A 25,711-nucleotide genomic window follows, 5' to 3' on the forward strand; every position below is an offset into this window, starting at 1 on the left:
GTGCAAAAGAAAAGCCCCGGCATGACCGGGGCTTTTTGGTTCTATTCGTTTGCAGTTACCGTCACGCCGAGCATTTTCGGCAGGGTATTCGGCGCGCCCATGGCAGCGCCCATGATCATCGGGAACGGAACCGGCTTTTCCGGCTCTGCCGTGATCGAGAAGTTCTTCGGATTGTCGATATAGGTGTTGATCGCCGCCGACACCATATTCTGCAATTCCGGAACGTTGAGCGAGGCCATCATGATCGGCGCCATGCCCTTGATGGTCTGGGAGAGCTGCTCGCCCGTCATGCCCTGCTGGCTTGCCGCATAGTCGATGGCGCGCTTGGTGATGCTGGCGTCTTCGAAGCTGATTTCAGCGTTGACGAAGGAGAGCTGCTGCATCAGGCCGAGCATGGCGAGGCTTGCTGCCTGGTCCGCCTGTTCCTTGTTCGGATTGGCGGCCTGCGCCTTCACCGTCTCCTGCATCGACTTGATGAAGTCGAGCGTGTAGCCGGAGAAGCCGAACGACATGTTGAGACGGCCGACATTGTCGAGGTCGATGGCATATTCTTCGACGTCGATGGTGCCGGAGGCCACTTCCCAGCTGCCGCTCATGGTCATGTCGCCGGAAAGCGCCTGCAGATTGAGCTTTTCAATCGCGTCCTTCGTGCCGGGATCGGTCACTTCGCTGAGATCGGCCTTGAAGCCGGATGCGTCGAGTTCGAAACCGATAGAAGCCTTGTCGTCGCTGACGGACATGGTTGCGGTGCTCTCTTCGAGCGAGAAAGCCGGCTTGCCGTCGATGGAAACGGAAACCGGACCGCTATGCGCTTCGTCGTAGAACATCAGCGCGTCGATGGTGCCGGTGGTCGCATCGCCCGGAATGACGAGGCCGGACATGTAGATGTCGCTTGCCTTGATCTCTACATTTTCCTGCTTGTAGTCGATATTGTCGAAGCGGGCGTTCTTGATCTTGTAGCCGCCGTTGTTTTCCTCGACGCCTTCGAGCGTCACATTGCCGACCGGGATCTTCTTGGCCGGATCGGCGGCCGCGTTGAAGGTCACGCTGTTCAGGGTCACCGTCGAGCCGTTGACGGCGACGGAACCGGCAGCGATCTCGCCGCCCTGCGCGGCATAGGCCGCATTGATCTTCTTCAGCACATCCCCGCCATCCAGCGCGAAGGCCGGTGCCGAAAGCGTAAGAAGCGCGGCACTCGCGAAAAGAACCTGCCGGGTGGATTTCAGTCTCATGATGTTTCTTCCCTCAACGTACGGCTGTGCACCGTGTCCGAATTCGAATGGTGATACTTATATTCGCGATTATTCAAAGGTCTATAGGATTTAGATCGATTCCCATGACGGCGGCATTGCGGCATTTGCAACGCGGTTAACAAAAAACAGCATGAAAGAGTTGCTTTCATCCACAGGGCAGACCCCCGAATTTCTTGCCGGGAATCGGCATTTCCGCTAGTCAAGCACCATGGGAAAAAATCTTGTACCTCCGTCAGGCGGAGACGATAACATTCATCCGGTCGATTTGAAGGCGGCGCTTGAAGAGCGCTACCTCGCTTACGCCTTGTCCACGATCATGCATCGTGCGCTGCCGGATGTGCGCGACGGCCTGAAGCCGGTTCACCGCCGCATCATTCATGCCATGAGTGAAATGGGCATTCGCCCCAACTCGGCCTTCAAGAAATGCGCCCGTATCGTCGGTGACGTGATCGGTAAATTCCACCCGCATGGCGACCAGTCTGTCTATGATGCGCTGGTGCGTCTCGCGCAGGATTTCTCGCAGCGTTATCCGATCGTCGACGGGCAGGGTAATTTCGGCAATATCGATGGCGACGGCGCCGCCGCCTATCGTTACACCGAAGCGCGCATGACCGAGGTTGCGGCGCTGCTGCTCGAGGGCATCGGCGAGGATGCGGTGGATTTCCGCGCCACCTATAACGAAGAAGACGAGGAACCGGTCGTCCTTCCGGGCGCTTTCCCCAATCTGCTCGCCAACGGCGCCTCCGGCATCGCGGTGGGCATGGCGACGTCGATCCCGCCGCATAACGCCCATGAACTTTGCGACGCGGCGCTTCATCTCATCAAGCATCCCGATGCGACGGTTGAAAAGCTGGTGGAATTCATTCCCGGCCCCGACCTGCCGACCGGTGGTGTGATCGTTGAGAGCCGTGAGAATATTCTCGATGCCTATAAGACCGGTCGTGGCGGTTTCCGCGTGCGCGCCAAATGGGAAACGGAAGATCTCGGCCGCGGCGGTTACCAGATCGTCATCACCGAAATCCCCTTCCAGGTGCAGAAATCGCGCCTGATCGAGAAGATCGCCGAGCTGCTGATTGCCCGCAAGCTGCCGCTGCTCGAGGATATTCGCGATGAATCGGCCGAAGACGTGCGCATCGTGCTTGTGCCGAAGAGCCGCACCGTCGATGCGACGCTGCTGATGGAATCGCTGTTCCGCCTGTCCGACCTCGAAAGCCGCCTGCCGCTCAACATGAACGTGCTGTCGCTCGGCAAGGTGCCGAAGGTGATGGCGCTGAACGAGGTGCTGAGCGAGTGGCTGGCGCATCGCAAGGACGTGCTGGTCCGTCGTTCCCGCCACCGTCTGGCGGCCATCGACCGCAGGCTCGAAATTCTGGGCGGCCTGCTCGTCGCTTATCTCAATCTCGATGAGGTCATCCGCATCATCCGCGAAGAGGATGAGCCGAAACAGGTGATGATGGCCAAGTGGTCGCTCACCGACAATCAGGCCGAAGCCATCCTCAACATGCGGCTGCGCAACCTGCGCAAGCTCGAGGAATTCGAAATCCGCAAGGAGTTCGATGAACTCAGCAGCGAGAAGGCCGAAATCGAAGGTCTGCTCGCCTCCGACGACAAGCAGTGGCAGACCGTCGCCTGGGAAATAGGCGAGGTCAAAAAGAAATATGCCAAGGCAACCGAAATCGGTCGCCGCCGCACCCAGTTCGCGGATGCGCCGGATGCCGATATCGAGGCCATCCAGCAGGCGATGATCGAAAAGGAGCCGGTCACTATCGTCATTTCGCAGAAGGGCTGGATCCGGGCGCTGAAGGGGCACATGTCCGATACCTCGTCGCTCACCTTCAAGGAAGGCGATGGCCCGAAGCTGGCCTTCCCGGCGCAGACGACGGACAAGCTGCTGCTGCTGACGACAGGCGGCAAGGCCTATACGCTCGGCGCCGACAAGCTGCCGGGCGGTCGCGGCCATGGCGAGCCGATCCGCATCATGGTCGACATGGAGAACGATCAGGACATCCTGACCGCCTTCGTCCACGATCCATCGCGCAAGCTGCTGCTCGTCTCCACGGCGGGCAACGGTTTCATCGTACCCGAGAGCGAAATGGTCGCGAATACCCGCAAGGGCAAGCAGATCATGAATGTCTCGATGCCGGATGAAGCCAAGCTCGCCGTGCCGGTCACGGGCGACCATGTCGCCGTTGTCGGCGAAAACCGCAAGCTCCTGGCCTTCCCGCTTTCGCAGGTGCCGGAAATGTCGCGCGGCAAGGGCGTGCGCCTGCAGCGTTACAAGGATGGCGGCGTCGTTGACGTGAAATGTTTCGCGCTCGCTGACGGCTTGTCATGGTCCGACACGGCCGGCCGTCTGTTCAACAAGGTGGGTGAGGAATTGCGCGAATGGCTGGCCGACCGTGCCACTGTTGGCCGCACCGTGCCGAAGGGCTTTCCGCGCAGCGGGAAATTTGGCGGGTAACACGTAAATGACGTTCCCGGTTGCAAAGCCGGGACGTCTTTCCTGCCTTACTTACAAGAACTCGGCATTCGCTGAGGCTTTAACGACAGTTCATTTTTCTTCAGGGTGGTAAACCTCCCACCCGCGCGGCGTCAGATGCTCCTGCGGATGGTAGCGGGTCTTGTAGCCCATCTTTTCCGAACCATCGACCCAGTAGCCGAGATAGACATGCGGCAGGCCAAGCGCGCGGGTGCGGGTGATGTGATCGATGATCATGAAGGTGCCGAGCGAGCGTTTTTCGAGATCGGGATTGAAGAAGGAATAGACCATCGACAGGCCGTCGCTCATCACGTCGCTGAGCGCCACGGCCAGAAGTTCGCCGCGCTTGCTGGAATCGATGCCGGAGCCGGGTTCGCGCACGCGATATTCGATGATGCGGGTGTTCACATGCGTGTCTTCCACCATGATCGCATAGTCCAGCGCCGACATGTCGGACATGCCGCCCGACTGGTGGCGGTGGTCGAGATAGCGGCGAAACAGGGCGAATTGTTCGGTGGAAGGCTCGGCGGCATGAACCGTGGCGACGACATCCCTGTTGGCGGCCAGAACACGCCGCATCGATTTCGTCGGCTGGAACTGTTCGGTCAGGATACGCACGGAGACGCAGGCACGGCAGTTTTCGCAGGCCGGGCGATAGGCGATGTTCTGCGAGCGCCTGAAACCGCCCTGGGTCAGAAGATCGTTCATTTCCGAAGCGCGCGGGCCGACCAGATGGGTGAAGACCTTCCGCTCCATCTGGTTCGGCAGATAGGGGCAGGTGGCCGGTGCCGTAAGATAGAATTGGGGAGAGGGCGTCGCCTGCGTGTTCATCGAACCGTGATCGCCTCCTGCGTCTGTTATGAAAGCGCGCCGCGATTTCACGGGGTTGGCGGCGGCGCTTCAAGCGACATGCATAATGTCACAGAATGGCAAAATGCCGGAAAACGTCAACTGCGAGATGCGGCATTTGCGGGGTTTGAAAGCCACGTTTGCGTGGCTTTCCTCGATATCAGCGCGTTCTGACGATGACGGTGCCGAGCAGGAAGTCGTGAACGAGGCGTGAGCGCTCGGTAAACAGGCCTGCAAGCAGGATCAGCGGCGTCAAAACCGAGTTAATGACCCAGAAAAGCACGATGTGAACGGTCGACAGCAGGAAATCGATTCGCCGCCCGTCCATCCGCGCCATCGCGATCCCCATCGCCCGCATGCCGGGGGTCGCCTGCGAGGGGCCGCCAAGCGTCATGCCGAAATAAAGCACCGCAACGATGACGAACAGCGCCGGATAGAGGAAGAAGCCGAGGCCGAGGGTAATCACGCCAAGAAAGAAGACGATGACCGCGGCCGGAATGCACAGCAGGAGAACGATCGCATAATCGATCAGGAACGCGAAGACCCGCCGGCTCAGGACGCCGCTATAGGCGCGCCAGTCATCCGGTGCGGCATAGGTGGGGTTCTGGTCGAGGCTCATCGGTCGTTTTCTCCTGAGAAGGCATGACAGCGCGGCATGAGTGCCGTGTCAGCAGACAATATGGGAAGAAAACGACCGAATACAATAAGTGCGGGGCTTCAGCCCTTTGCGAGTTTGCGTGCGGCCTCGATGGCGAAATAGGTCAGAACGCCATCGCAACCCGCGCGCTTGAAACAGAGAAGCGTTTCCATCATCACGCGCTCGCCATCGATCCAGCCGTTCATCGCGGCTGCCTTGATCTGGGTATATTCGCCGGACACCTGATAGGCGAAGGTCGGCAGGCCGAAATTTTCCTTCAGCCGCCAGCAAATGTCGAGATAGGGCAGGCCGGGCTTGACCATCAGCATATCCGCACCTTCCTCCACGTCGAGGGCGGCATCGCGGATCGCCTCCATGCCATTTGCGGGGCTGATGTAATAGCTGTTCTTGTCGCCCTTCAGCAGGCCGGCCGTGGAGATGGCCTCGCGATAGGGACCGTAATAACCGGAAGCGAATTTCGTCGCATAGGACATGATGCCGACATTCTGGTGTCCGGCGGCATCGAGACCGCGACGGATGGCGCCGATACGGCCATCCATCATCTCCGATGGAGAAATAATGTCCGATCCCGCTTCCGCCTGCAGGATCGCCGCCTTGACGACCTGTTCCACGGTCTCGTCATTGACGATCTCGTCGCCGCGCAGAATGCCGTCATGGCCGTGGCTGGTGAAGGGGTCGAGCGCAACATCGGTGATCATGCCGATATTGGGAACGGCTTTCTTGACGGCGATGGTTGCCTGATTGATGAGATTATTCGCCTCGAGCGCGTTGGAACCGGTCTCGTCGCGCAGCTCCATTTCGATGTTCGGGAAGGTCGCGATTGCCGGAATGCCGAGATCGGCGGCCTCTTTCGCGGCTTCGACCAGCTTGTCAACGCTCATCCGGTTGACGCCCGGCATCGCCGGAATGGGATCGAGAATATTGCTGCCCGGCACGATGAAGACCGGCCAGATGAGATCGTCGACGGTGAGGCGGCTTTCCTGCACCAGACGGCGCGTCCAATCCGCCTTGCGATTGCGCCGCATACGACGATGGCCGGTGATCTCGTCGACCAGATGCGTTTTGTCCTGCATGTAAGAATGTCCTTCGATCAAATTTGGAAAGCTGCATAACATGAAGCGTGGCCCATGCGAATGCGACAATCTTCCCTCATCGGCGTCCCGCACCGGCGTGATGTTTTGACAAGGCAGGCCGTGGAATTCAATATGGGCTGGTCGCCCGTTCGTCGAGACCGTATCTTCCGGCCATGGAACCTGATTCTCAACCTCTGCCGAAGCGTCCGCTTACGGAAATCCTCTTTCTGGTCTTCATGAGGCTGGTCGCGGTCTCCTGTTTCTGGTTTGGCCTGCAATATTGGGCGATGCTGACAGGATATTCGCTGGGCGGGCAGGGCCGGTTCGACATGCTGAACCTGCCCTGGCGGGTGGCGGGCAGTGCGCTGGCGGTGATTTTCCCGGTTGCCGCACTCGGCCTCTGGCTCGGCGCCTCCTGGGGGGCGGTCATCTGGGTCATGGGCGCGGGCGCGCAGATCGCCATGTACAAGGTGTGGCCGCATATCTTCGGCGCCAACACGCTGGTGCCCGTCATGCACGGTCTGGTGGCAACCATTTATATACTATTTCTGGTCGCTTTCTGGCTGGATCAGCGCCAAAATGAAGAGCGCGCAAGAATTGATTTACCATAAGAATAAAGCAATTCGGCCTGATTTTGGGCTGTATTTCAAGGATAAGCTATTGATTTATAATGGATTGGCCTGAGGCATTCCCGCTTCGCCACAAGTTGGGCCCTCCGGGGAAAATGCAGGTAACCATTTGTTAATCGTAGCTTTTAAGTAGAATTTTATGCGCATTGATTAGGTTCTCACTCAAGGCGGGAGACAAACAAACACACCGCCAAACAAAACAGTGAGGCAGTCATGATCAATAGCAAAGTTAAGCCGCAGGCCGTTGTTGCCGATGCACATGAAGATACCATCCGCTCGCTCTACATGGAGTCGCTGCACCTGGTGGAACGTCTCCACCGCCGCCTCCTCGATGTCATCAAGGATGAGTTCGACCGTCAGGGTCGCGATGACGTCAACGCCGTTCAGGCCCTGCTGCTGTTCAACATCGGCAATTCCGAACTGACGGCCGGCGAGCTTCGTTCGCGTGGTTATTACCTCGGCTCGAACGTCTCCTACAACGTCAAGAAGCTGGTCGACCTCGGTCTCATCAACCACCAGCGCTCGCGTGTCGACCGTCGCTCGGTCCGCATCAGCCTGACGGAAAAGGGCCAGGAAATCGCCGAAACGGTTGCCCGCCTTTATGAACGCCACGTCGGCTCGATCGAAAAGGTCGGCGGCATCGGCACCGGCGAGTTCTCCGAAATGAACAAGCTGCTGCAGCGCCTCGATCGCTTCTGGAACGACTCGATCGCTTACCGCCTGTAATACCGCGACGGTTTCACTGTTTAAGCCGGGGGCATCCTTTTGCTCCCGGCTTGCGGATTCCGCACGTCACCGCCACGCGCCTTTGCCTGTCAAGCCCATGCCTTTATTGCGCCTTCGCCCTGTTTTTCAGGCGAACAAAGCTTCGTGAGAATAGGGCCGTGACACGAATCGGCCATATTGATATGGGACCGGCAAGGGCGAAGGAGCCGGCTGTTTCTCCTGCTGTCGCGGCAAGTCCCGACTGTTCTGCCAGACAATAGCGCCCAGCGGATGGGTGTTGAGTATCACCAGCCGGCAGGCACGTTATACGTGTTTGTTAATCATATTGATTTAGGCATTGTTGAGAATGCCGAACAAAGTGGCTGGTAGGTAGAATGACAAAGAAATCCGTTTCCGATTCCGTATCGCGCCGCGCGCTTCTGCGCTCGGCCGTGTCCGTTGGTGCCGCCGCGCTTGCCGCGCCGGCCTTCGCGCAGAACGCGCTCAACGATCTCATGGGCTCTTCGCGCCGCGGCAACTGGGATGACCAGTTCGACGCCAATACGTCGCGTTCCGCCGTGGGCGTTGTTTCCAACAATCCGGTTCTCGGACGCGAAGCGCCTGTCTATATGCAGCAGGCGATCATGCAATATCAGCAGATCGTGCAGAATGGTGGCTGGCCGGAAGTGCCCGCCACCCAGCAACGCCTTCAGATCGGCGTTTCGGACCCGTCCGTGCAGGCACTCCGCCAGCGCCTGATGGTTTCGGGTGATCTGCCGCGCGAAGCCGGCATTTCCAGCGCTTTCGATTCCTATGTCGACGGTGCGCTGAAGCGCTTCCAGGCTCGCCACGGTCTTCCGGCCGATGGCGTCAGCGGCGAATACACCACGAAGGCGCTCAATGTTTCCGCGCAGATCCGTCTGGCGCAGCTGCAGACCAACCTCGTGCGCATCCAGTCCATGTCGGGCGATCTCGGCCAGCGTCACCTGATGGTGAACATTCCTGCCGCTGCCATCGAAGCCGTTGAAAATGAGCGCGTCGTGCTGCGCAACACGGCCGTTGTCGGCCGCGCCAGCCGCCCGACGCATGTCATCAACTCCAAGATCTACGAGGTCATCCTCAACCCCTACTGGACAGCGCCGCGCTCGATCGTCGAAAAGGACATCGTGCCGCTGATGCAGAAGGACCCGACATATCTGGAGCGGAACAATATCCGCCTTATCGACGGCAAGGGACAGGAAGTTTCGCCGACCGCGGTCGACTGGTTCGCGCCCAAGGCGCCGAACCTGATGTTCCGCCAAGACCCCGGCAAGATCAACGCCATGTCCTCGACGAAGATCAACTTCCACAATCCGAACAACGAATATATGCACGACACGCCGCAGCAGGGCCTGTTCAACAAGCTGATGCGGTTTGAATCCTCCGGCTGCGTGCGCGTGCAGAACGTGCGCGACCTCACAAGCTGGCTGCTGCGCGACACGCCCGGCTGGTCGCGTCAGGAAATGGAGCGCGTCATCGCCACCCGCGTCAACACGCCGATCAAGCTGGCGCAGGAAGTTCCCGTTTATTTCGTCTACATCACCGCATGGTCGGCGAAGGACGGCGTGGTGCAGTTCCGTGATGACATCTATGAGAAGGATGGCAACGCCGAACTGGCGCTGAACACCACGAGCGGCATGGAGCAGCCGGCCGGCGCTGTGGACGACGACCTGTTGCCGCGCAATTGATCTCTGCCGTTGGGTTTTATCTCTAAATGAAAGGCCGCGCCCTGCCGGGTGCGGCTTTTCCTCTTTTTACTGCTGCTTTTGAAAAAACAACTGTCGTTTTTTGTCGCAACGTCGCAGTTTGACGGGCAAATCTCGCAGCCCGTATTGCTCTTGTCCGGGCAGGGCGCTAAGACGCCATCGCATTACTGTTTCAGGAGCCTTCACCATGTCGAACACAGATGCTTTCTTCTCCCGTCCGCTTGCCGAAGTCGATCCGGATATTTTCGGCGCGATCGAGAAGGAACTGGGTCGCCAGCGCCACGAGATCGAATTGATCGCCTCGGAAAACATCGTTTCCCGCGCCGTGCTCGAAGCGCAGGGTTCGATCATGACCAACAAATATGCGGAAGGTTATCCGGGCAAGCGTTATTACGGCGGCTGCCAGTTCGTCGACATCGCTGAAGAACTCGCCATCGAGCGCGCCAAGAAGCTGTTCGGCGTCAACTTCGCCAACGTGCAGCCGAATTCCGGTTCGCAGATGAACCAGGCCGTGTTCCTCGCGCTCCTGCAGCCGGGCGATACCTTCATGGGTCTCGACCTGAACTCGGGAGGCCATCTGACGCATGGTTCGCCGGTCAACATGTCCGGCAAGTGGTTCAACGTCGTCTCCTACGGCGTGCGCGAAGGCGACAACCTGCTCGACATGGACGAAGTGGAGCGCAAGGCCAAGGAAACCCGGCCGAAGCTGATCCTCGCCGGCGGCACCGCCTATTCCCGTATCTGGGACTGGAAGCGCTTCCGCGAAATCGCCGATGAAGTCGGTGCTTACCTCATGGTCGACATGGCCCACATCGCCGGTCTCGTTGCCGGTGGCCAGCATCCGTCGCCGTTCCCGCACTGCCATGTCGCCACCACGACGACGCATAAGTCTCTGCGCGGCCCGCGCGGCGGCATGATCCTCACCAACGAAGAGGATCTGGCCAAGAAGTTCAATTCGGCTGTATTCCCCGGCCTGCAGGGCGGCCCGCTGATGCACGTCATCGCCGCAAAGGCCGTCGCCTTCGGTGAAGCGTTGCAGCCGGAATTCAAGGACTACGCCGCACAGGTCGTCAAGAACGCCAAGGCGCTGGCCGAAACGCTGATCGAAGGCGGTCTGGATGTCGTCTCCGGCGGCACCGACAACCACCTGATGCTGGTCGATCTTCGCAAGAAGAACGCCACCGGTAAGCGCGCGGAAGCAGCTCTTGGCCGCGCCTACGTCACCTGCAACAAGAACGGCATTCCTTTCGATCCGGAAAAGCCTTTCGTCACCTCTGGTGTTCGCCTCGGCACGCCGGCCGGCACGACGCGCGGTTTCAAGGAAGCGGAATTCCGCGAAATCGGCAAGCTGATCGTCGAGGTTCTCGATGGTCTGAAGGTTGCCAATTCGGATGAGGGCAACGCCGCCGTCGAGGCTGCGGTGCGTGAAAAGGTCGTCGGCCTGACGGACCGTTTCCCGATGTACCCCTACATGTAAGAGAGGAAGACGATGCGCTGCCCATTTTGCGGTTCCGAAGACACACAGGTCAAGGACTCGCGTCCGGCGGAGGACAATACCTCCATCCGCCGGCGGCGCATCTGCCCCGATTGCGGCGGCCGCTTCACGACCTATGAGCGCGTGCAACTGCGCGAGCTGATGGTCATCAAGAAAAGCGGCCGCAAGCTGCCCTTCGACCGGGAAAAGCTGGTGCGATCCTTCGAGATCGCGCTGCGCAAGCGCCCGGTCGACCGCGACCGGATCGAGCGCGCCGTCTCCGGCATCGTTCGCCGCCTGGAAAGCTCCGGCGAGACGGAAATCCCCTCGGAAGAAATCGGCCTGCAGGTTCTCGAAGCACTGAAGAGCCTCGATGACGTGGCCTTCGTGCGTTACGCATCGGTCTATCGCGATTTCAGCCATGCCGAGGATTTCGAGAACGTGATTGCCGAAATCAACGCCAAGATCGCCCGCGATACGGACGCCGGAGTCTAGCCGTGACCACCCGTGCCGATGACGAAAGATTCATGGCCCGGGCAATCGAGGTTTCGCTTCGCCATCAGGGCCAGACGCTGACCAATCCATCGGTGGGCTGCGTTCTCGTAAAAGACGGAAAAATCATTGCCGAAGCGGTCACCGCCATCGGTGGCCGCCCGCATGCCGAGCGGCAGGCGCTGGAAATCGCCGGCGAGGCGGCGCGTGGCGCGACAGCTTATGTGACGCTCGAACCCTGCTCACACTGGGGCAAGACGCCCCCCTGCGCCAATGCGCTGGTGGAATTCGGCGTCGCCCGTGTGGTCGTGGCGGTAGACGATCCGGATGAGCGCGTTTCCGGCCGCGGCTATACGATTTTACGGGATGCCGGCATTGTCGTTGAAACCGGCCTGTTGCGGGATGAGGGTAAGAGGGCGCTTGCCGGTTACCTCACGCGTCAGGTGAAAAAACGCCCGCATGTGATTCTGAAGCTTGCCGTTTCTGCCGATGGCATGATCGGCAGGAAAGGCGAGGGGCAGGTGGCGATTACCGGTCCCGAGGCGCGCCATGCCGTACATGAATTGCGCGCGCGTTGTGATTGCATTCTTGTGGGGATTGGCACGGCGATTGCCGACGATCCTGAATTGACGGTGCGAATAGCCGGTCTCGAGGGTCGCTCGCCGGTTCGCATCGTGCTGGCCCGGCATTTTGAATTGCCGCTGACATCGAAGCTGGTGAAGACAGCGCGGGAGGTGCCGGTGATCGTTGCGGCGATACCTCCCTCTGCCCTGCCGGGCATCTCCCCCTCAAGGGGGGAGATCGATGGAGCGCCGCTTCGCCCTGCATCGGCAGCTGGAGAGGGTGAGCCGGAGGCACAATTTACACGAGCGGCTAGACCCTTGCCGATCTCCCCCCTTGAGGGGGAGATGCCCGGCAGGGCAGAGGGGGGTAGCCGCGAGTCAAAGCGCCAACTCCTCACCGAGGCCGGCGTCCAGATCCTCGAAGCCCCAACCCTCGAAAACCTCCTGCGCATTCTCGCCGAAAGCGGCATGTCGGAACTTCTGGTCGAAGGTGGCGCCTTTGCCGCAAAATCATTCCTTGAAGCAGAATTGGTGGACCGTATCATGCTGTTCGAAAGCCCGGTCGTGATCGGCGAAGGTGGCATTGAAACGCCGCTCAACCGTGCCGATATCACGGGCGACTATGCACTGATCAGCGAAACCGCCTATGGGCCGGATCGCTGCTTCGATTATGAAAGGCCGATTTGATGTTTACCGGAATTGTCACCGACGTTGGAACCGTGTCCGAGCTGGAAGCCCTGGCGGAAGGCGTGCGTCTGCGGGTGGCGACCAATTACGATCCCAAGACCATCGATATGGGCGCATCGATCTCCCATGGCGGCATTTGCCTGACGGTGACGAGATTGCCGGAAGACGGCAGCAATGAGCGCTGGTACGAGGTCGAGGCCTGGGAAGAGGCGCTGCGCCTGACGACGATTGCCGGCTGGCAAAAGGGCACCCACGTCAATCTGGAGCGGGCGCTCAAGATCGGCGATGAGCTTGGCGGCCACATCGTTTCCGGCCATGTCGATGGCAGAGCGGAAATCCTTTCGGTGGAATCGGAAGGCGAGGCGGTACGCATTCGCCTGCGCGCACCGGAGCATCTGGCGAAATTCGTTGCGCCCAAGGGTTCCGTGGCGCTCGACGGCACTTCGCTGACCGTCAACGCCGTCGAAGGTACGGATTTCGACGTGCTGCTGATCCGCCATACGCTGACCGTCACCACATGGGGTGAACGCCAACCGGGTGATTTCGTCAATTTCGAAGTCGATACCATGGCGCGTTATGCCGCAAGGCTTGCGGAATTTCCCTCAGCGTAATGTGACGATGCTTTGGAGAGGAGGACGCACCGACGCCTCCTCCGTCATTCCGGCCTTGAGCCGGAATCCAGCCAGCCCAAGTCTTTGGGCTGAAAGAATTTTTCCCGCCGCGCAGACGCGCGTCGACTGGATTCCGGCTCAAGGCCGGAATGACGGAAAGGGGAGTGCCAACACCTGAAATCGCGGCATATGCAATTGTTCTCAAGCACCCCGCTTCCGATGAAGCCGGAAACGCTATAAGACCTTTTAGCCGTTTGATATCGACCGCAAGCCAAACGGGTAGGGAAATACATCATGCCGTCCTTCGAACTGCTGACAGCCTTTTTCATGACCACCGCCTTGTTCGCCTATATCCCCGGTCCGGCCATGCTTTATGCGGCGGCGCAGACCATGGCGCGCGGCCGGTTTGCCGGGCTGATGGCGGTGCTTGGTATCCATGTCGGCTGCTATTTCCACATTTTTGCCTCTGCGGCAGGGCTTTCGGTGCTGTTTCAGGCCGTTCCATGGCTTTATCTGGCGGTAAAGCTGTGCGGTGCGCTGTATCTCATCTGGCTCGGCTTCTCGATGCTGCGCAGCAAGCTTGAGGGCGAGGCGGTCAATCTGGCCATCGAGCCGAAATCGGCGCGCCGCGCCTTCATCGACAGCATCATCGTCGATGTGCTCAATCCGAAGACCGCGCTGTTCTTTCTGGCCTTCCTGCCGCAATTCGTGGACCCTGCGGCGGCCTTTCCGGTCTGGCTGCAATTGCTGATCCTCGGCATCGCCGTCAATTTCATTTTTTCCTCGGCCGATCTTGTCGGCGTGCTTCTCGCGGGTGCCATGGTCGGGCGTCTGAAGCGTTCCGGGGCGGTGCAGGTGCTTGCCCGGCGCGCGGCCGGGACGGTGCTGATGGGGCTTGGCGTCCATCTCGCCTTCCAGAAAACCTGATTGTCGCGAAGCCTCGCCGGAAGGCGTGAAACCCGGCCAAATGCCCCGCAAACGTGGCCTCTTACGCCGCTGACACATGAAATTACTTGCCAAAAATGGCCAGCCGTGGTTTGACCGCCGCAAAAGCCGGTATGATCCGGCATCAAGCTTTTCAGGAAAATATCATGTCCAAACCCCATCTTCTTATCGTGGAAGCACGTTTTTACGACGATATGGCGGATGCCCTTCTTGAAGGCGCGAAATTCGCGCTCGATGAGGCCGGCGCCACCTATGACGTTATTACCGTTCCGGGCGCGCTGGAAATCCCTGCCGCCATCGCCATGGCGCTTGACGGTGCTGACAATGACGGCACGGAATATGACGGTTTCGTCGCACTCGGCATGGTAATCCGTGGCGAGACCTATCACTTCGACATCGTTTCCAACGAATCCTCCCGCGCGCTGATGGATCTTGCCGTCAGCGAATCGCTGCCGATCGGCAACGGCATCCTCACCGTTGAGAATGACGAGCAGGCATGGGCACGCGTGCGTCGTTCCGACAAGGACAAGGGCGGTTTCGCGGCGCGTGCGGCGCTGACGATGATCGAGCTGAAGAAAAAACTGGGTGGCTGAACGCATGTCGAATGTTGAAAATGGCGGTGAACCGCGCCAGCCTTCGGTAAAGCCAGCCAACCAGCGCGGCGCGGCCCGCCTTGCGGCCGTGCAGGCGCTTTACCAGATGGATGTCGGCGGAACCGGCGTTATGGAAGTGGTGGCCGAATATGAGGCGCACCGTCTTGGCCAGGAAGTCGATGGCGACACCTATCTGAAAGCTGACCCGTCCTGGTTCCGTTCCATCGTTTCCGGCGTTGTCCGCGATCAGACCAAGATCGATCCGCTGGTCCGCTCGGCCCTTCTGGAAGACTGGCCGCTTTCGCGCCTCGATGCCACCGTGCGCGCCATCCTGCGTGCCGGCACTTTCGAGATTCTGGAGCGCAAGGACGTGCCGGTCGCCGTCATCGTCACGGAATATGTCGAGATCGCCCGTGCTTTCTTCGAGCATGATGAGCCGAAGCTCGTGAATGCGGTGCTTGACCGCATTGCCAAGCAGGTGCGCGGCGAGGCAAAACGCTGAAGTAAAACAGGTGAGGAAGAGATGAGCGCCGTTTCCGTCCCCGGACTAGAAGTTCAACTGGACGAGGCGAAGCGCAACGTCTTCCTCCTCACCATCGCGCAGGCGATCATGGGATCGGCTGCGCCCCTGAGCTTTTCGGTTGGCGCACTTGCCGGCTATCAGCTGCTCGGCGCGGACAAGTCGCTGGCGACCGCACCTCTCACCGGCTTCAATATCGGCGTTGCGCTCGGCGCCATCTGCGTGGCAGCCGCATCCCGCTTTCTCGGCCGCAAGGCAGGCTTCATGGTCGGCGCGCTGATGTGCTCGATTGGCGGCGGCATTGCTGCCGTAGCGCTTTTCCGTGCGGATTTCTGGCTGTTTGCCGTCGGCCTGCTGCTGATCGGTATTTCCGGCGGTTTCACGCAGAAAATACGCTTCGCCGCCGCCGATGCCTCGCCATCTTTTTACAAGCCGAAAGCCATTTCCTGGATCCTGGCGGGTGGAATCATCTCGGCCATCGTCGGCCCGCAGCTTGCCATTTTCGGTAAGGACGTGTTCGCGCCGGTCACCTTTGCCGGCGCCTTTATCGCGCTGGTGCCGCTTGGCATCATCTCGATTGCGATTCTGGCATTCCTGAAATTACCGGATCCAAAGGTCGCCTCTACTCATGCGCATGCGGTACGGCCCCTGTCGGAGATCGTCCGCACGCACCGTTTCGTCACCGGCATGGTCTGCGGCATCGGTTCTTACGCATTGATGACCTTCATGATGACCGGCGCACCGCTCGCCATGGTCGTCGGTTGCGGTTTCCCCTCCGAACTCGCGACCCTCGGCATTCAGTGGCATGTTCTGGCCATGTTCGGCCCGAGCTTCTTCACCGGCATGCTGATCTCCCGATTCGGGGCGGAGAAAATCGTCGCGACCGGCCTCGTTGTGCTGATGGCCTGCGCCGTCGTCGCCCATATGGGCATCGAATTGTGGAATTTCTGGGCGGCGCTCATTCTTCTTGGGCTCGGCTGGAATTTCGGTTTTATCGGCGCGACCGCCATCATCACCTCCAGCTACCGCCCGCATGAGGCGGATAAGGTGCAGGGTTTCCACGATATCGTGCTTTTCGGCACGGTGGCGCTTTCATCCTTCTCTTCCGGCAAGGTGTTCACGGCCTGGGGCTGGTCGGTAATGAACCTCGTCATCTGGCCGGTGGCCGGCCTTTGCCTGCTGCTCGTGCTGTCGCTGCTGCTGACCCCGCGCAAAAACGCCGCCTGAGATTGCGTCAGCGCTCTACCCCTTTCATGTTTCAGGCAAAATTGTGGGCTTGACGCCACGCCTTTCGCCAACGCAATCTTGCCGCGCAGGTCATTCTTCCTTGGGAGGGGAACAAATGGCCACGACAGGACCCGGAGCGCTTGCGATCATCCGGTCCTTGCACAAGGTTTCGCCACGCCGGGGAGGGAGTGAGACCCGGCTTTTTGGGAGGTAAGTGCGCATGACCGTAATACCCATAGTGATTTTATGCGGTATCCTGTCCGTGGTTTACGCGGTATGGGCGACCAAGAGTGTTCTCGATGCCGATCAGGGCAACGAGCGTATGCGTGAAATAGCAGGTTATATCCGTGAAGGCGCACAGGCTTATCTCACCCGTCAATATCTCACCATCGCCATCGTCGGACTGATCGTCGCCGTTCTCGCCTGGTATCTGCTGTCGGCCATGGCGGCCATTGGTTTCCTCATCGGCGCGGTGCTTTCGGGCGCCGCCGGTTTCGTCGGCATGCATGTGTCCGTGCGCGCCAATCTGCGCACCGCGCAGGCCGCCTCGCACAGCCTTTCCGCCGGTCTCGACATCGCCTTCAAGTCGGGCGCGATCACCGGCATGCTGGTGGCCGGTCTCGCGCTGCTCGGCGTCTCCATTTATTATTTCATCCTGACCTCGGTGATGGGCCATGCGGCCGGTTCACGTGAGGTGATCGATGCGCTGGTGTCGCTTGGCTTCGGCGCATCGCTGATTTCCATCTTCGCCCGCCTCGGCGGCGGCATCTTCACCAAGGGTGCCGATGTCGGCGGCGATCTCGTCGGCAAGGTCGAAGCTGGAATTCCCGAAGACGATCCGCGCAACCCGGCAACCATTGCCGACAATGTCGGCGACAATGTCGGCGATTGCGCCGGCATGGCCGCTGACCTCTTCGAGACCTATGCCGTCTCTGTCGTCGCGACCATGGTTCTTGCGGCAATCTTTTTTGCCGGAACGCCGATACTGGAAAGCGCCATGGTCTATCCGCTGGCGATTTGCGGCGCCTGCATCCTGACGTCGATTGCCGGCACCTTCTTCGTCAAGCTTGGCACCAACAATTCCATCATGGGCGCACTCTACAAGGGCCTGATCGCCACCGGCATCTTCTCCGTTGCCGGTCTTGCGGTTGCCACCCATGCGACGGTGGGCTGGGGCACGGTCGGCACGGTGGCCGGTATGGAGATCACCGGCACCAACCTCTTCCTGTGCGGCATTGTCGGCCTTGTCGTGACGGCGCTGATCGTTGTCATTACCGAATATTACACCGGCACCAACAAGCGCCCGGTCAATTCCATCGCGCAGGCGTCGGTCACCGGTCACGGCACCAATGTCATCCAGGGTCTTGCTGTCTCGCTGGAATCGACGGCGCTGCCGGCCATCGTCATTGTCGGCGGCATCATCGGCACCTATCAGCTCGGCGGCCTGTTCGGCACCGGCATCGCGGTCACCGCCATGCTGGGTCTGGCAGGCATGATCGTGGCGCTCGACGCCTTCGGCCCGGTGACGGATAATGCCGGTGGTATCGCTGAAATGGCCGGTCTCGATCCTGACGTGCGCAAGGCGACCGACGCGCTGGATGCCGTCGGCAACACCACCAAGGCCGTCACAAAGGGTTACGCCATCGGTTCTGCCGGTCTCGGCGCGCTGGTGCTGTTTGCGGCCTATTCCAACGACCTGTCCTATTTCGCCGCCAATGGCGATACCTATCCCTACTTCAAGGATATTGGCGAGATTTCCTTCAGCCTTGCCAATCCTTACGTCGTGGCGGGCCTGCTGTTCGGCGGCCTCATTCCGTATCTGTTCGGCGGCATTGCGATGACGGCGGTAGGTAAGGCGGCAAGCTCGATCGTCGAAGAAGTCCGCCGCCAGTTCCGGGAAAAGCCGGGCATCATGGCTGGAACGGAAAAGCCGGACTATGGCAAGGCGGTCGATCTTCTGACCAAGGCGGCGATCAAGGAAATGGTCATTCCGTCGCTCCTGCCGGTTCTGGCGCCGCTCGTCGTTTATTTCGGCGTCCTGCTGATTTCCGGTTCCAAGGCGTCGGCCTTCGCGGCACTGGGCGCATCGCTGCTCGGCGTCATCATCAACGGCCTGTTCGTGGCGATTTCCATGACCTCCGGTGGCGGCGCGTGGGATAATGCCAAGAAGAGCTTCGAGGACGGTTTCATCGACAAGGACGGCGTGCGCCACGTCAAGGGTTCCGATGCCCACAAGGCCTCGGTGACGGGCGATACGGTCGGCGACCCCTACAAGGACACCGCCGGTCCGGCCGTCAACCCGGCCATCAAGATCACCAATATCGTGGCGCTGCTGCTGCTTGCGGTTCTTGCCCACTGAGGGCTTAGGTCCGACAAATGAAAAAGGCCCGGGGAGCGATCCCCGGGCCTTTGAATTTTCCGTTTCTTCTTCCGATCAGGGGGTGTTGTTGCCCTGACCGAGAATGCTCTTGGCGATATTGGCGCCCGAGGTGCCGCCGGAGAGCAGCTGCTGCAGGAACGTCAGATCCTTGCCGCCTGTCGGGGTGGTGCGGGAAATCGTGTCGAAGACCTTGCCGTCCTGCAGCGCGTAATTGGCCTTGCGTTCGATCACGCCGTCCTTGTTGAAATAGATCGCGAGAATATTCTGCTCGACCAGCGTCGGCTTCATGAAGGCGGCGCGGCGCACACGCTTCTGCGAGATGTAGTAGAAAACTTCGTTGCCGAAGGTCGCCGTGGTCGAGGGCGTACCCATGGTCAGCAGAACCTGCTCGCGGCTGGAACCTTCGGGGATCAGCTGGAGCGCCTGGTCGTCCATGACATAACCATTGTGGAACACATCGGTCGTGCTGGTGCAGGCGGAAAGCAGGCCGGACGCGAGGACGATTGCGATGGCCGTTTTGCTCAGAATTTTGCCCTGACTTGCGGATTTCTGCTTGCTCAACTGCGTTTTCCCGACTGCGATCATGAATGGCACCTTCCGGCATTGCGTGGTGCACAGTGTCTGTGCACATGATTGTGTCAATCCGGGGACGGAAAATCCCGATCACCCCCCAAATTCAATGCTTTCCCGGCCTTCTGGAACTCCTCCGGTTCTCTTCGACTGTTTCAGCGCAAAGACGAACGTGACCGCGACAGCATTGCAATTCGTGGATGCTTCGGTAAACCAGCTTTGACAATCATGCAACAAGTGCGATGGGCGGTAAGCGAATTCACCGGTCACGTTCGGAAAAAAACAATGATATTCGGGCTGTTCAGGAAGAAAAACAACAATCGCGCCATAGTCGACCGCCAATATGCGACCTTGACGGCTGCTGCCCGCACGCCTGAATTTTATCTCGATCTGGGTGTTCCCGACACGGTGATGGGCCGTTTCGAAATGCTGTCGATCATCATGATTCTCTATTTCCGCCGCACCAAATCATCAGGTGTAAGCGGGCAGGAGATCGCTCAGGAGATCGTCGACGCCTTTTTTCAGGATATCGATCATTCCATCCGTGAACTTGGCATCGGCGACCAGGGCGTGCCGAAACGGATGAAGAAATTTGCCGGCATGTTTTACGGGCGGCTGGAATCCTACGCGGCGGCGCTGGATGCATCCGACCCCGTTGCCCTTGCCGCGGCGCTTGCGCGCAATATATATCCGCAGACAGACGATAAGGCGCCGCAGCTGGAGGGGCTGGCGGGTTGGATGATGGAAACGTCTTCCGCCCTTTCCGCATGCTCCGAGGAAACGATAGCGACCGGAAGCCTGATGCTGCCCCTGCCTGGACAATGAGGTTTACGATGAACGCGCGACACGCCGCAAATGACGACCTGCCTTTTTCCTATCCCGTAAAGGTAGGCCATATTTCCGCCAATCCCGTCAGGATTGGTCTCGAAGCCAATGCCGAAGAGCTGAAGGCGCTGGCGAAATTCTGGGATGTGGTGTCCGTCGACTATCTGAAGGCGGAGCTGCAGGTTACCCGCTGGAAGAAGGATGGCATCAAGATCAAGGGCGAAGTGCATGCGGCCGTGACCCAGTCCTGCGTGGTGACGCTGGAGCCGGTCACGAGCAAGATCGACGAGGCGGTGGAGCACATCTTCGTTCCCGAAGGGTCGAAGCTCGCGCGCATGGTCACCAATGAGGAGGGCGAGATCGTGCTCGACCCCGATGGTCCCGATATTCCCGACCAGTTCACCGGCGACAGCATCGATGTGGGCGCCGTGGTGGCGGAATTCGCGGCCCTTGCGATCGATCCCTATCCACGCAAATCGGATGCCGAATTCGCCGATACGGCCGACAAGGAGCCCGAAGCAGAGAAGCGTCCGTCGCCCTTTGCCGTGCTGAAAGACTGGAAAAAAGACTGAATGGCCCCGACAGGCTGAAATAAATATATTGTATCAGGAGCCGGAAAAGGTATTTTCGCGCGAAATCCGCTTGAGTGGCGGCAAGAAGGATAAGGGACGAGTGATCAGAATAGCGATTGACGTCATGGGTGGCGATTTCGGCCCTGATGTTGCCATACCCGGTGCTGCCAAGGCGCTTGAACGGCATAATGATGTAACTTTTCTGCTCTACGGGCAGAAGAGCAAATGCGACCCCATTCTGGCACAATATCCCGCCCTTCGGGAAAAGTCGGTCTTTCACGATTGTGAAGTCTCGGTCGGCATGGATGAAAAGCCGAGCCAGGCGCTTCGTCGCGGCCGTTACGTCTCCAGCATGTGGCGCGCCATCGAGGCCGTGAAGCTGGGTGAAGCCGACGTCGTCGTTTCCGCCGGCAATACCGGCGCGCTGATGGCCATGGCCAAATTCTGTTTGCGCACCATGGCGCGGGTGGAACGCCCGGCAATCGCCGGCATCTGGCCGACCCTGAAAGGTGAAAGCATCGTTCTCGATGTCGGCGCGACGATTGGCGCCGATTCCCAGCAATTGCTCGATTTCGCCCTGATGGGTGGCGCCATGGCGCGCGCGCTGTTCGATATCGACCGTCCCACTGTCGGCCTGCTCAATGTCGGCGTCGAGGAGGTCAAGGGTCAGGAAGAGGTGCGTGAGGCAGGACGTCTCATTCGCGAGGCCGATCTCGGCACCATCGACTATCGCGGTTTTGTCGAGGGCGACGATATCGGCAAGGGTACGGTGGATGTGGTGGTGACCGAAGGTTTCACCGGCAACATCGCGCTGAAAGCCGCCGAAGGCACCGCGCGCCAGATCACCACACTTCTGCGTGAGGCGATCTCCCGCAGCTTCTTTGCCAAGATCGGTTATATCCTGGCGAAAAGCGCCTTTGATGTGCTCAGGGAAAAAATGGACCCGCGCAAGGTCAATGGCGGCGTGTTTCTCGGCCTGAACGGCATTGTCATCAAAAGCCATGGCGGCACGGATGCCATCGGTTTTGCTTCCGCCGTCGATGTCGGCTACGACATGGTCCATAACGGACTGACGGCGAAAATTGAAAACGATCTGAAGATTTACCACGCAAGACGGCTTCCGCCCCCGGCGCCCGAAGCTCTCGTGGCTGACGAGGAATAAGGGAATGATCCGTTCTATAGTCCGTGGTTTCGGGGCAGCGCTTCCGAAGCGTGTCATGACCAACAGTGAAATCGAAGGTGTCGTCGAGACCTCCGACGAGTGGATCGTTCAGCGCACGGGCATCCGGCAGCGCTATATCGCCGGCGAAGGTGAAACGACTGCGTCGCTTGGCGAGGCGGCGGCCCGCGCCGCCCTCGACAATGCCGGCCTGACGCCTGACGATATCGATCTCATTATTCTGGCCACATCGACCCCGGACAACACCTTTCCGGCAACGGCGGTGAACATCCAGAACCGCCTCGGCATGACCCACGGTTTCGCCTTCGACATGCAGGCGGTCTGCTCCGGCTTCGTTTATGCCGTATCGACCGCCGATCTCTATATTCGCGGCGGCATGGCCAAGCGTGTTCTGGTGATCGGTTCGGAAACATTCTCGCGCATTCTCGACTGGAAGGACCGCACCACCTGCGTTCTGTTCGGTGACGGCGCCGGCGCGCTTGTGCTTGAAGCCGGTGAAGGCGAGGGCACCTCTGACGATCGCGGTATTCTCACCGCGCAGCTGCGCTCCGATGGTTCGCACAAGGAAAAGCTCTATGTTGACGGCGGACCTTCCACGACAGGTACGGTCGGTCATCTGCGCATGGAAGGCCGGGAAGTATTCAAACACGCCGTCGGCATGATCACCGACGTCATCGAGCAGGCCTTCGAGGCGACGGGCACGACGTCCGACGATCTCGACTGGCTCGTTCCGCATCAGGCGAACAAGCGCATCATCGACGGTTCCGCGAAGAAGCTCAACATCGACCCGGAAAAGGTCGTCATCACCGTCGATCAGCACGGCAATACCTCGGCGGCGTCCATTCCGCTGGCGCTGGCCGTTGCAGCCGGTGACGGACGCATCAAGAAGGGCGATCTGGTCATGCTGGAAGCCATGGGCGGCGGCTTTACCTGGGGCGCAGTGCTGCTGCGTTGGTAAGGCGCAATTTGCGCGTTTGCCGGGGTGATGGCGCGAAATCGGTTGTAATTTTCGCGCTCATGCCCCGATCAGATGCGCTGGAGCGGCCCGAGCCTGTGTCAAAACCGTATCAGTCGCTCTAAGCCCTTGCACTGATTGCCGAAAGCCTCAAATGAATCTGGAACAATCGCTTGACCGGTCGCCACAAGGGAAATAATCTCGGCGGCTCCTAGAGAAAAATTCAGACACGGTTTGTGGGGAAAAATGGCCGGGAAGACAGTGACACGCGCAGATCTTGCAGAATCTGTGTTTCGTAAAGTCGGGCTGTCCCGCACCGAATCCGCCGAACTGGTCGAAACGATCATCGACGAAATTTGCAACGCGATCACCCGTGGCGAGGTCGTCAAGCTGTCGTCCTTCGCGACATTCCAAATCAGGGAAAAGAACGAGCGCATCGGCCGCAACCCGAAAACGGGTGAGGAAGTTCCGATTTCACCGCGCCGCGTCATGACCTTCAAGGCATCGAACGTGCTGAAACAGCGAATCCTCAAGGCGCATACGGCCCGCAAGGCAAAACAGAAGGGCCAGAAGGCTGGCTCCTGAGCCGGCTGTCCCAAAGCCTTTTTTGCCCCCTGGCAGGCCTTTTCGCCATTCTTCCTGTGAACATACTTGAATTTCACCGTGCAAGCCGTTGAAATCCGGTCGACTCGCATCATAATCAATTTTACTAAATGGCATCTTGCCGCTTCGGGCATCGATGCGGGGATCGCTTGAGGTCTTCGCGATTTGTGATGCACGGATCGGCGGTTGAGAAGCGTTCTTGTTCAGTGCCCGGCTTTATGCAAGGCGCTCCGGGTCCGGATGGGAGTGGAAATTTGGACAAAAGCCCCGACGCGTTTCGGACGATCAGTGAAGTGGCGGATGAGCTGAACCTGCCGCAGCACGTGCTGCGCTTCTGGGAAACACGCTTTCCGCAGATCAAGCCGATGAAACGGGGCGGGGGCCGCCGTTATTACCGCCCTGATGATATCGATCTCCTGAAGGGCATTCGTCACCTTCTTTATGACCATGGCTACACCATCAAGGGTGTCCAGAAGCTGCTGAAAGCCAATGGCAACCGCTTCGTGGCGGCCATCGCCTCCGGCGATCTCGCCACCATGGAAGCCATCATGGCGGCGAGCGGTGAAAAGGAAGTCGCCGAACCGCGCGTCATCGATACCGATGGGGACGAGGTCGTCGGCCGTCCGAAGGCGAAGCCGAGCGGCCGTTTTTTCGGCTTCGGCGGTGGCGGCGGCGATGCCGAAATATCGGTCGGCAAGTCAGGTATCGGCAAGGATGATCAGGCGCTTTTGCAGGAAGCCCTGTTCGACCTCCTCGAATGCAAGCGGCTGCTCGATCAGGTTCGCTGACGGTTTTCCACAGCTCTCTTGAGGCACTTCCACCAAAAAGGTGGACCGCGGATTTTCGCCCGGGAATACGCAAAAACAAGGCGTTAGATCGTTTTCGCGATTTGGGGAAAACGCAAACTCTCTAAAATGCCAACCTTTCGGAAACTCCTTTGGCCGATAATGCGGCTCCGTAAAAAGGAGTCCGATCGTGAGCAACCGAAAATCGACAGCACGGCGCCGCACGGCGAAGAAATCGGGCGGCGGCAGCGTGTGGCCCTGGGTGCTGATGCTGGGCGTGGTTGCCGGCGGCATTCAGGCTTATGAACATCGCGACAGCCTTCTGCCACAGCGCCTTGCCGCGAGGTCCACGCAGACGACGACAAATTCACCCAAGGTTGCCGTTGCCGCGAAACGCGAGGCCGCCGCGCCGGAGAGGGTGGCGGCCATTCGGCCAGCATCGCCGGTCTTGCCGGGCAGCGGGCCGGTGCCGCCACGCTCAATCGCCATGCCGCCGGCGCAGGTCGCTGCTATCCTGCCGGAAACACGTCCATCGGTCGAAAAAATCTCGCTTGGAGAAAAAACCGGCGCCTTTGCCTTTTGCGGCCGCTCGGGGCTTAACAACTGCGTGGCTGATGGCAACACCTTCTGGATGAAGGGCGTGAAAATGCAGCTTGCCGGTATCGAGGTTCCGCAGATCGACCGGGCGCGATGCATGGAAGAGCGCCAGCGCGGTTTCGTTGCGAAGGTCAGGCTTCGGGATATGCTGAATGCCGGCGCCTTCGATGTGGCCTCTTCCGGGGCCGCGGGCGAGCAAACCATGGAACGTAAACGGCTTTCGCGTTCGGGCGTGTCCTTTGCCGATCAACTCGTGCGGGAAGGTCTGGCACATCCGGCCTCGGCAAAAAATCAGTCCTGGTGTGGCTAAGGCCCCGTTGACCGAAACGGTCCCTCCTGTGTAGATGAGGCACTGTGGAGGCTTGGGGCTGGACGCTGTTTGTCCAAGGCCCGAACAATGACGAAACAGTTTTGCAGCGCCAGAGCCGGATCGGCAAGCGGCGCGGCATTGCGGACGTGGCGAAATCGGTAGACGCAGCAGACTTAAAATCTGCCGACCATTGGTCTTGCGGGTTCAAGTCCCGCCGTCCGCACCAACTGTTTATGAAATATATATATATATCAACTATTTGGCGTATTTCGATGGTTTCAAGTCCACCTTTCCGTCCACCTTTTGCGCGTCGGTAAGCGAACGTTCACAATCCCGTGATGCGAAGTCTTTCCGACCTCCCTCTGTATAGGGAGGAAAAAGCGCCGCACTTTGCCTTCCGCAAACTGGCAGAAATTGCTGACTTCTTCGGT

25 protein-coding genes and 1 tRNA gene are annotated in these 25,711 nt (G+C 59.5%); 21 read left to right on the forward strand and 5 right to left on the reverse strand.

The genetic code is table 11. The features are described from left to right. Nucleotides 1–41 precede the first annotated feature (41 nt). Nucleotides 42–1,232: a hypothetical protein gene (locus FY152_04040; protein ID UXS31305.1), complete on the reverse strand. Its 1,191-nt coding sequence runs from the start codon at nt 1,230–1,232 to the stop codon at nt 42–44. A 229-nt stretch (nt 1,233–1,461) separates the two neighbouring features. On the opposite strand from FY152_04040, the gene parC reads away from it, so the two are divergent. After that, nucleotides 1,462–3,714: a DNA topoisomerase IV subunit A gene (parC, locus tag FY152_04045; protein ID UXS31306.1), complete on the forward strand. Its 2,253-nt coding sequence runs from the start codon at nt 1,462–1,464 to the stop codon at nt 3,712–3,714. A gap of 90 nt (nt 3,715–3,804) precedes the next feature. Here the strand turns inward: parC and FY152_04050 are convergent, their stop codons facing one another. From FY152_04050 to hemB, 3 genes are all read right to left on the reverse strand, one after another. Next, nucleotides 3,805–4,563, reverse strand: a complete 759-nt coding sequence (locus FY152_04050) for an arginyltransferase (GenBank protein UXS31307.1) — start codon at nt 4,561–4,563, stop codon at nt 3,805–3,807. 178 nt (nt 4,564–4,741) lie between these two features. After that, entirely contained in the window at nt 4,742–5,200 is a 459-nt protein-coding gene (locus FY152_04055; protein UXS31308.1) for an RDD family protein, read from the reverse strand. Nucleotides 5,201–5,298: 98 nt separating this feature from the next. After that, nucleotides 5,299–6,312 carry a porphobilinogen synthase gene (hemB, locus tag FY152_04060; GenBank protein ID UXS31309.1) on the reverse strand — a complete coding sequence of 338 codons (1,014 nt, stop codon included), beginning with the start codon at nt 6,310–6,312 and terminating at the stop codon, nt 5,299–5,301. Nucleotides 6,313–6,485: 173 nt separating this feature from the next. Between hemB and FY152_04065 the strand changes: the two genes are divergently transcribed. The 12 genes from FY152_04065 to FY152_04120 all read left to right on the forward strand — a co-directional run bounded on the left by FY152_04065 (nt 6,486) and on the right by FY152_04120 (nt 18,862). Beyond that, entirely contained in the window at nt 6,486–6,923 is a 438-nt protein-coding gene (locus FY152_04065; GenBank protein ID UXS31310.1) for a hypothetical protein, read from the forward strand. A gap of 231 nt (nt 6,924–7,154) precedes the next feature. Then, nucleotides 7,155–7,667 (forward strand): winged helix-turn-helix transcriptional regulator, encoded by a 513-nt coding sequence (locus FY152_04070; protein ID UXS31311.1) that lies wholly within the window; start codon nt 7,155–7,157, stop codon nt 7,665–7,667. A 374-nt stretch (nt 7,668–8,041) separates the two neighbouring features. Then, nucleotides 8,042–9,373, forward strand: a complete 1,332-nt coding sequence (locus FY152_04075) for a murein L,D-transpeptidase (protein ID UXS31312.1) — start codon at nt 8,042–8,044, stop codon at nt 9,371–9,373. 205 nt (nt 9,374–9,578) lie between these two features. Next, nucleotides 9,579–10,868 carry a serine hydroxymethyltransferase gene (locus tag FY152_04080; GenBank protein UXS31313.1) on the forward strand — a complete coding sequence of 430 codons (1,290 nt, stop codon included), beginning with the start codon at nt 9,579–9,581 and terminating at the stop codon, nt 10,866–10,868. A 12-nt stretch (nt 10,869–10,880) separates the two neighbouring features. Continuing rightward, a complete protein-coding gene (nrdR, locus tag FY152_04085) occupies nt 10,881–11,360 on the forward strand; it encodes a transcriptional repressor NrdR (protein ID UXS31314.1) in 480 nt (159 codons plus the stop codon). 2 nt (nt 11,361–11,362) lie between these two features. Then, entirely contained in the window at nt 11,363–12,607 is a 1,245-nt protein-coding gene (gene ribD / locus FY152_04090) for a bifunctional diaminohydroxyphosphoribosylaminopyrimidine deaminase/5-amino-6-(5-phosphoribosylamino)uracil reductase RibD (GenBank protein ID UXS31315.1), read from the forward strand. Next, nucleotides 12,607–13,218: a riboflavin synthase gene (locus FY152_04095; GenBank protein UXS31316.1), complete on the forward strand. Its 612-nt coding sequence runs from the start codon at nt 12,607–12,609 to the stop codon at nt 13,216–13,218. The genes ribD and FY152_04095 overlap by 1 nt, the downstream gene beginning before the upstream one ends. Nucleotides 13,219–13,512: 294 nt before the next feature. Continuing rightward, nucleotides 13,513–14,145 carry a LysE family translocator gene (locus FY152_04100; protein UXS31317.1) on the forward strand — a complete coding sequence of 211 codons (633 nt, stop codon included), beginning with the start codon at nt 13,513–13,515 and terminating at the stop codon, nt 14,143–14,145. A 131-nt stretch (nt 14,146–14,276) separates the two neighbouring features. Then, nucleotides 14,277–14,756, forward strand: coding sequence for a 6,7-dimethyl-8-ribityllumazine synthase (locus FY152_04105; GenBank protein UXS31318.1), 480 nt, complete (start codon nt 14,277–14,279; stop codon nt 14,754–14,756). 4 nt (nt 14,757–14,760) lie between these two features. Continuing rightward, entirely contained in the window at nt 14,761–15,258 is a 498-nt protein-coding gene (nusB, locus tag FY152_04110; protein UXS31319.1) for a transcription antitermination factor NusB, read from the forward strand. Between the two features lie 21 nt (nt 15,259–15,279). After that, a complete protein-coding gene (locus FY152_04115; protein ID UXS31320.1) occupies nt 15,280–16,503 on the forward strand; it encodes an MFS transporter in 1,224 nt (407 codons plus the stop codon). A gap of 220 nt (nt 16,504–16,723) precedes the next feature. Next, entirely contained in the window at nt 16,724–18,862 is a 2,139-nt protein-coding gene (locus tag FY152_04120) for a sodium-translocating pyrophosphatase (GenBank protein ID UXS31321.1), read from the forward strand. 75 nt (nt 18,863–18,937) lie between these two features. On the opposite strand, the gene FY152_04125 is transcribed toward FY152_04120, so the two are convergent. Further along, on the reverse strand, nt 18,938–19,468 hold the full coding sequence (locus FY152_04125; GenBank protein ID UXS31322.1) for an outer membrane protein assembly factor BamE: 531 nt from the start codon (nt 19,466–19,468) through the stop codon (nt 18,938–18,940). 270 nt (nt 19,469–19,738) lie between these two features. Here FY152_04125 and FY152_04130 point away from each other — a divergent pair, with 270 nt between their 5' ends. From FY152_04130 to FY152_04165, 8 genes are all read left to right on the forward strand, one after another. Continuing rightward, on the forward strand, nt 19,739–20,278 hold the full coding sequence (locus FY152_04130) for a ubiquinol-cytochrome C chaperone (GenBank protein UXS31323.1): 540 nt from the start codon (nt 19,739–19,741) through the stop codon (nt 20,276–20,278). Between the two features lie 8 nt (nt 20,279–20,286). Beyond that, a complete protein-coding gene (locus FY152_04135) occupies nt 20,287–20,850 on the forward strand; it encodes a DUF177 domain-containing protein (GenBank protein UXS31324.1) in 564 nt (187 codons plus the stop codon). Nucleotides 20,851–20,950: 100 nt separating this feature from the next. Next, the gene (gene plsX / locus FY152_04140; GenBank protein UXS31325.1) at nt 20,951–22,012 is read left to right on the forward strand and encodes a phosphate acyltransferase PlsX; all 1,062 of its coding nucleotides are present in this window, start codon (nt 20,951–20,953) and stop codon (nt 22,010–22,012) included. A gap of 4 nt (nt 22,013–22,016) precedes the next feature. Beyond that, nucleotides 22,017–22,988 (forward strand): ketoacyl-ACP synthase III, encoded by a 972-nt coding sequence (locus tag FY152_04145; protein ID UXS31326.1) that lies wholly within the window; start codon nt 22,017–22,019, stop codon nt 22,986–22,988. A gap of 243 nt (nt 22,989–23,231) precedes the next feature. Further along, complete coding sequence (locus FY152_04150) at nt 23,232–23,570, forward strand: integration host factor subunit alpha (protein ID UXS31327.1); 339 nt, start codon at nt 23,232–23,234, stop codon at nt 23,568–23,570. Between the two features lie 272 nt (nt 23,571–23,842). Then, the gene (locus tag FY152_04155; GenBank protein UXS31328.1) at nt 23,843–24,376 is read left to right on the forward strand and encodes a MerR family transcriptional regulator; all 534 of its coding nucleotides are present in this window, start codon (nt 23,843–23,845) and stop codon (nt 24,374–24,376) included. Nucleotides 24,377–24,563: 187 nt separating this feature from the next. Further along, nucleotides 24,564–25,280, forward strand: coding sequence for a nuclease (locus FY152_04160; protein ID UXS31329.1), 717 nt, complete (start codon nt 24,564–24,566; stop codon nt 25,278–25,280). A 140-nt stretch (nt 25,281–25,420) separates the two neighbouring features. Then, nucleotides 25,421–25,506, forward strand: a tRNA-Leu gene (locus FY152_04165). The last annotated feature ends 205 nt before the right edge of the window (nt 25,507–25,711 follow it).

Origin of the sequence: Agrobacterium tumefaciens (assembly GCA_025560025.1) — a bacterium.
Taxonomy (GTDB): Bacteria; Pseudomonadota; Alphaproteobacteria; order Rhizobiales; family Rhizobiaceae; genus Agrobacterium.

Excerpts from the sequence above, each read along its gene's own strand:
- FY152_04040 (UXS31305.1), bottom strand. The coding sequence starts at position 1,232 with ATGAGACTGAAATCCACCCGGCAGGTTCTTTTCGCGAGTGCCGCGCTT.
- parC (UXS31306.1), top strand. The coding sequence starts at position 1,462 with ATGGGAAAAAATCTTGTACCTCCGTCAGGCGGAGACGATAACATTCAT.
- FY152_04050 (UXS31307.1), bottom strand. The coding sequence starts at position 4,563 with ATGAACACGCAGGCGACGCCCTCTCCCCAATTCTATCTTACGGCACCG.
- FY152_04055 (UXS31308.1), bottom strand. The coding sequence starts at position 5,200 with ATGAGCCTCGACCAGAACCCCACCTATGCCGCACCGGATGACTGGCGC.
- hemB (UXS31309.1), bottom strand. The coding sequence starts at position 6,312 with ATGCAGGACAAAACGCATCTGGTCGACGAGATCACCGGCCATCGTCGT.
- FY152_04065 (UXS31310.1), top strand. The coding sequence starts at position 6,486 with ATGGAACCTGATTCTCAACCTCTGCCGAAGCGTCCGCTTACGGAAATC.
- FY152_04070 (UXS31311.1), top strand. The coding sequence starts at position 7,155 with ATGATCAATAGCAAAGTTAAGCCGCAGGCCGTTGTTGCCGATGCACAT.
- FY152_04075 (UXS31312.1), top strand. The coding sequence starts at position 8,042 with ATGACAAAGAAATCCGTTTCCGATTCCGTATCGCGCCGCGCGCTTCTG.
- FY152_04080 (UXS31313.1), top strand. The coding sequence starts at position 9,579 with ATGTCGAACACAGATGCTTTCTTCTCCCGTCCGCTTGCCGAAGTCGAT.
- nrdR (UXS31314.1), top strand. The coding sequence starts at position 10,881 with ATGCGCTGCCCATTTTGCGGTTCCGAAGACACACAGGTCAAGGACTCG.
- FY152_04095 (UXS31316.1), top strand. The coding sequence starts at position 12,607 with ATGTTTACCGGAATTGTCACCGACGTTGGAACCGTGTCCGAGCTGGAA.
- FY152_04100 (UXS31317.1), top strand. The coding sequence starts at position 13,513 with ATGCCGTCCTTCGAACTGCTGACAGCCTTTTTCATGACCACCGCCTTG.
- FY152_04105 (UXS31318.1), top strand. The coding sequence starts at position 14,277 with ATGATCCGGCATCAAGCTTTTCAGGAAAATATCATGTCCAAACCCCAT.
- nusB (UXS31319.1), top strand. The coding sequence starts at position 14,761 with ATGTCGAATGTTGAAAATGGCGGTGAACCGCGCCAGCCTTCGGTAAAG.
- FY152_04115 (UXS31320.1), top strand. The coding sequence starts at position 15,280 with ATGAGCGCCGTTTCCGTCCCCGGACTAGAAGTTCAACTGGACGAGGCG.
- FY152_04120 (UXS31321.1), top strand. The coding sequence starts at position 16,724 with ATGACCGTAATACCCATAGTGATTTTATGCGGTATCCTGTCCGTGGTT.
- FY152_04125 (UXS31322.1), bottom strand. The coding sequence starts at position 19,468 with ATGATCGCAGTCGGGAAAACGCAGTTGAGCAAGCAGAAATCCGCAAGT.
- FY152_04130 (UXS31323.1), top strand. The coding sequence starts at position 19,739 with ATGATATTCGGGCTGTTCAGGAAGAAAAACAACAATCGCGCCATAGTC.
- FY152_04135 (UXS31324.1), top strand. The coding sequence starts at position 20,287 with ATGAACGCGCGACACGCCGCAAATGACGACCTGCCTTTTTCCTATCCC.
- FY152_04145 (UXS31326.1), top strand. The coding sequence starts at position 22,017 with ATGATCCGTTCTATAGTCCGTGGTTTCGGGGCAGCGCTTCCGAAGCGT.
- FY152_04150 (UXS31327.1), top strand. The coding sequence starts at position 23,232 with ATGGCCGGGAAGACAGTGACACGCGCAGATCTTGCAGAATCTGTGTTT.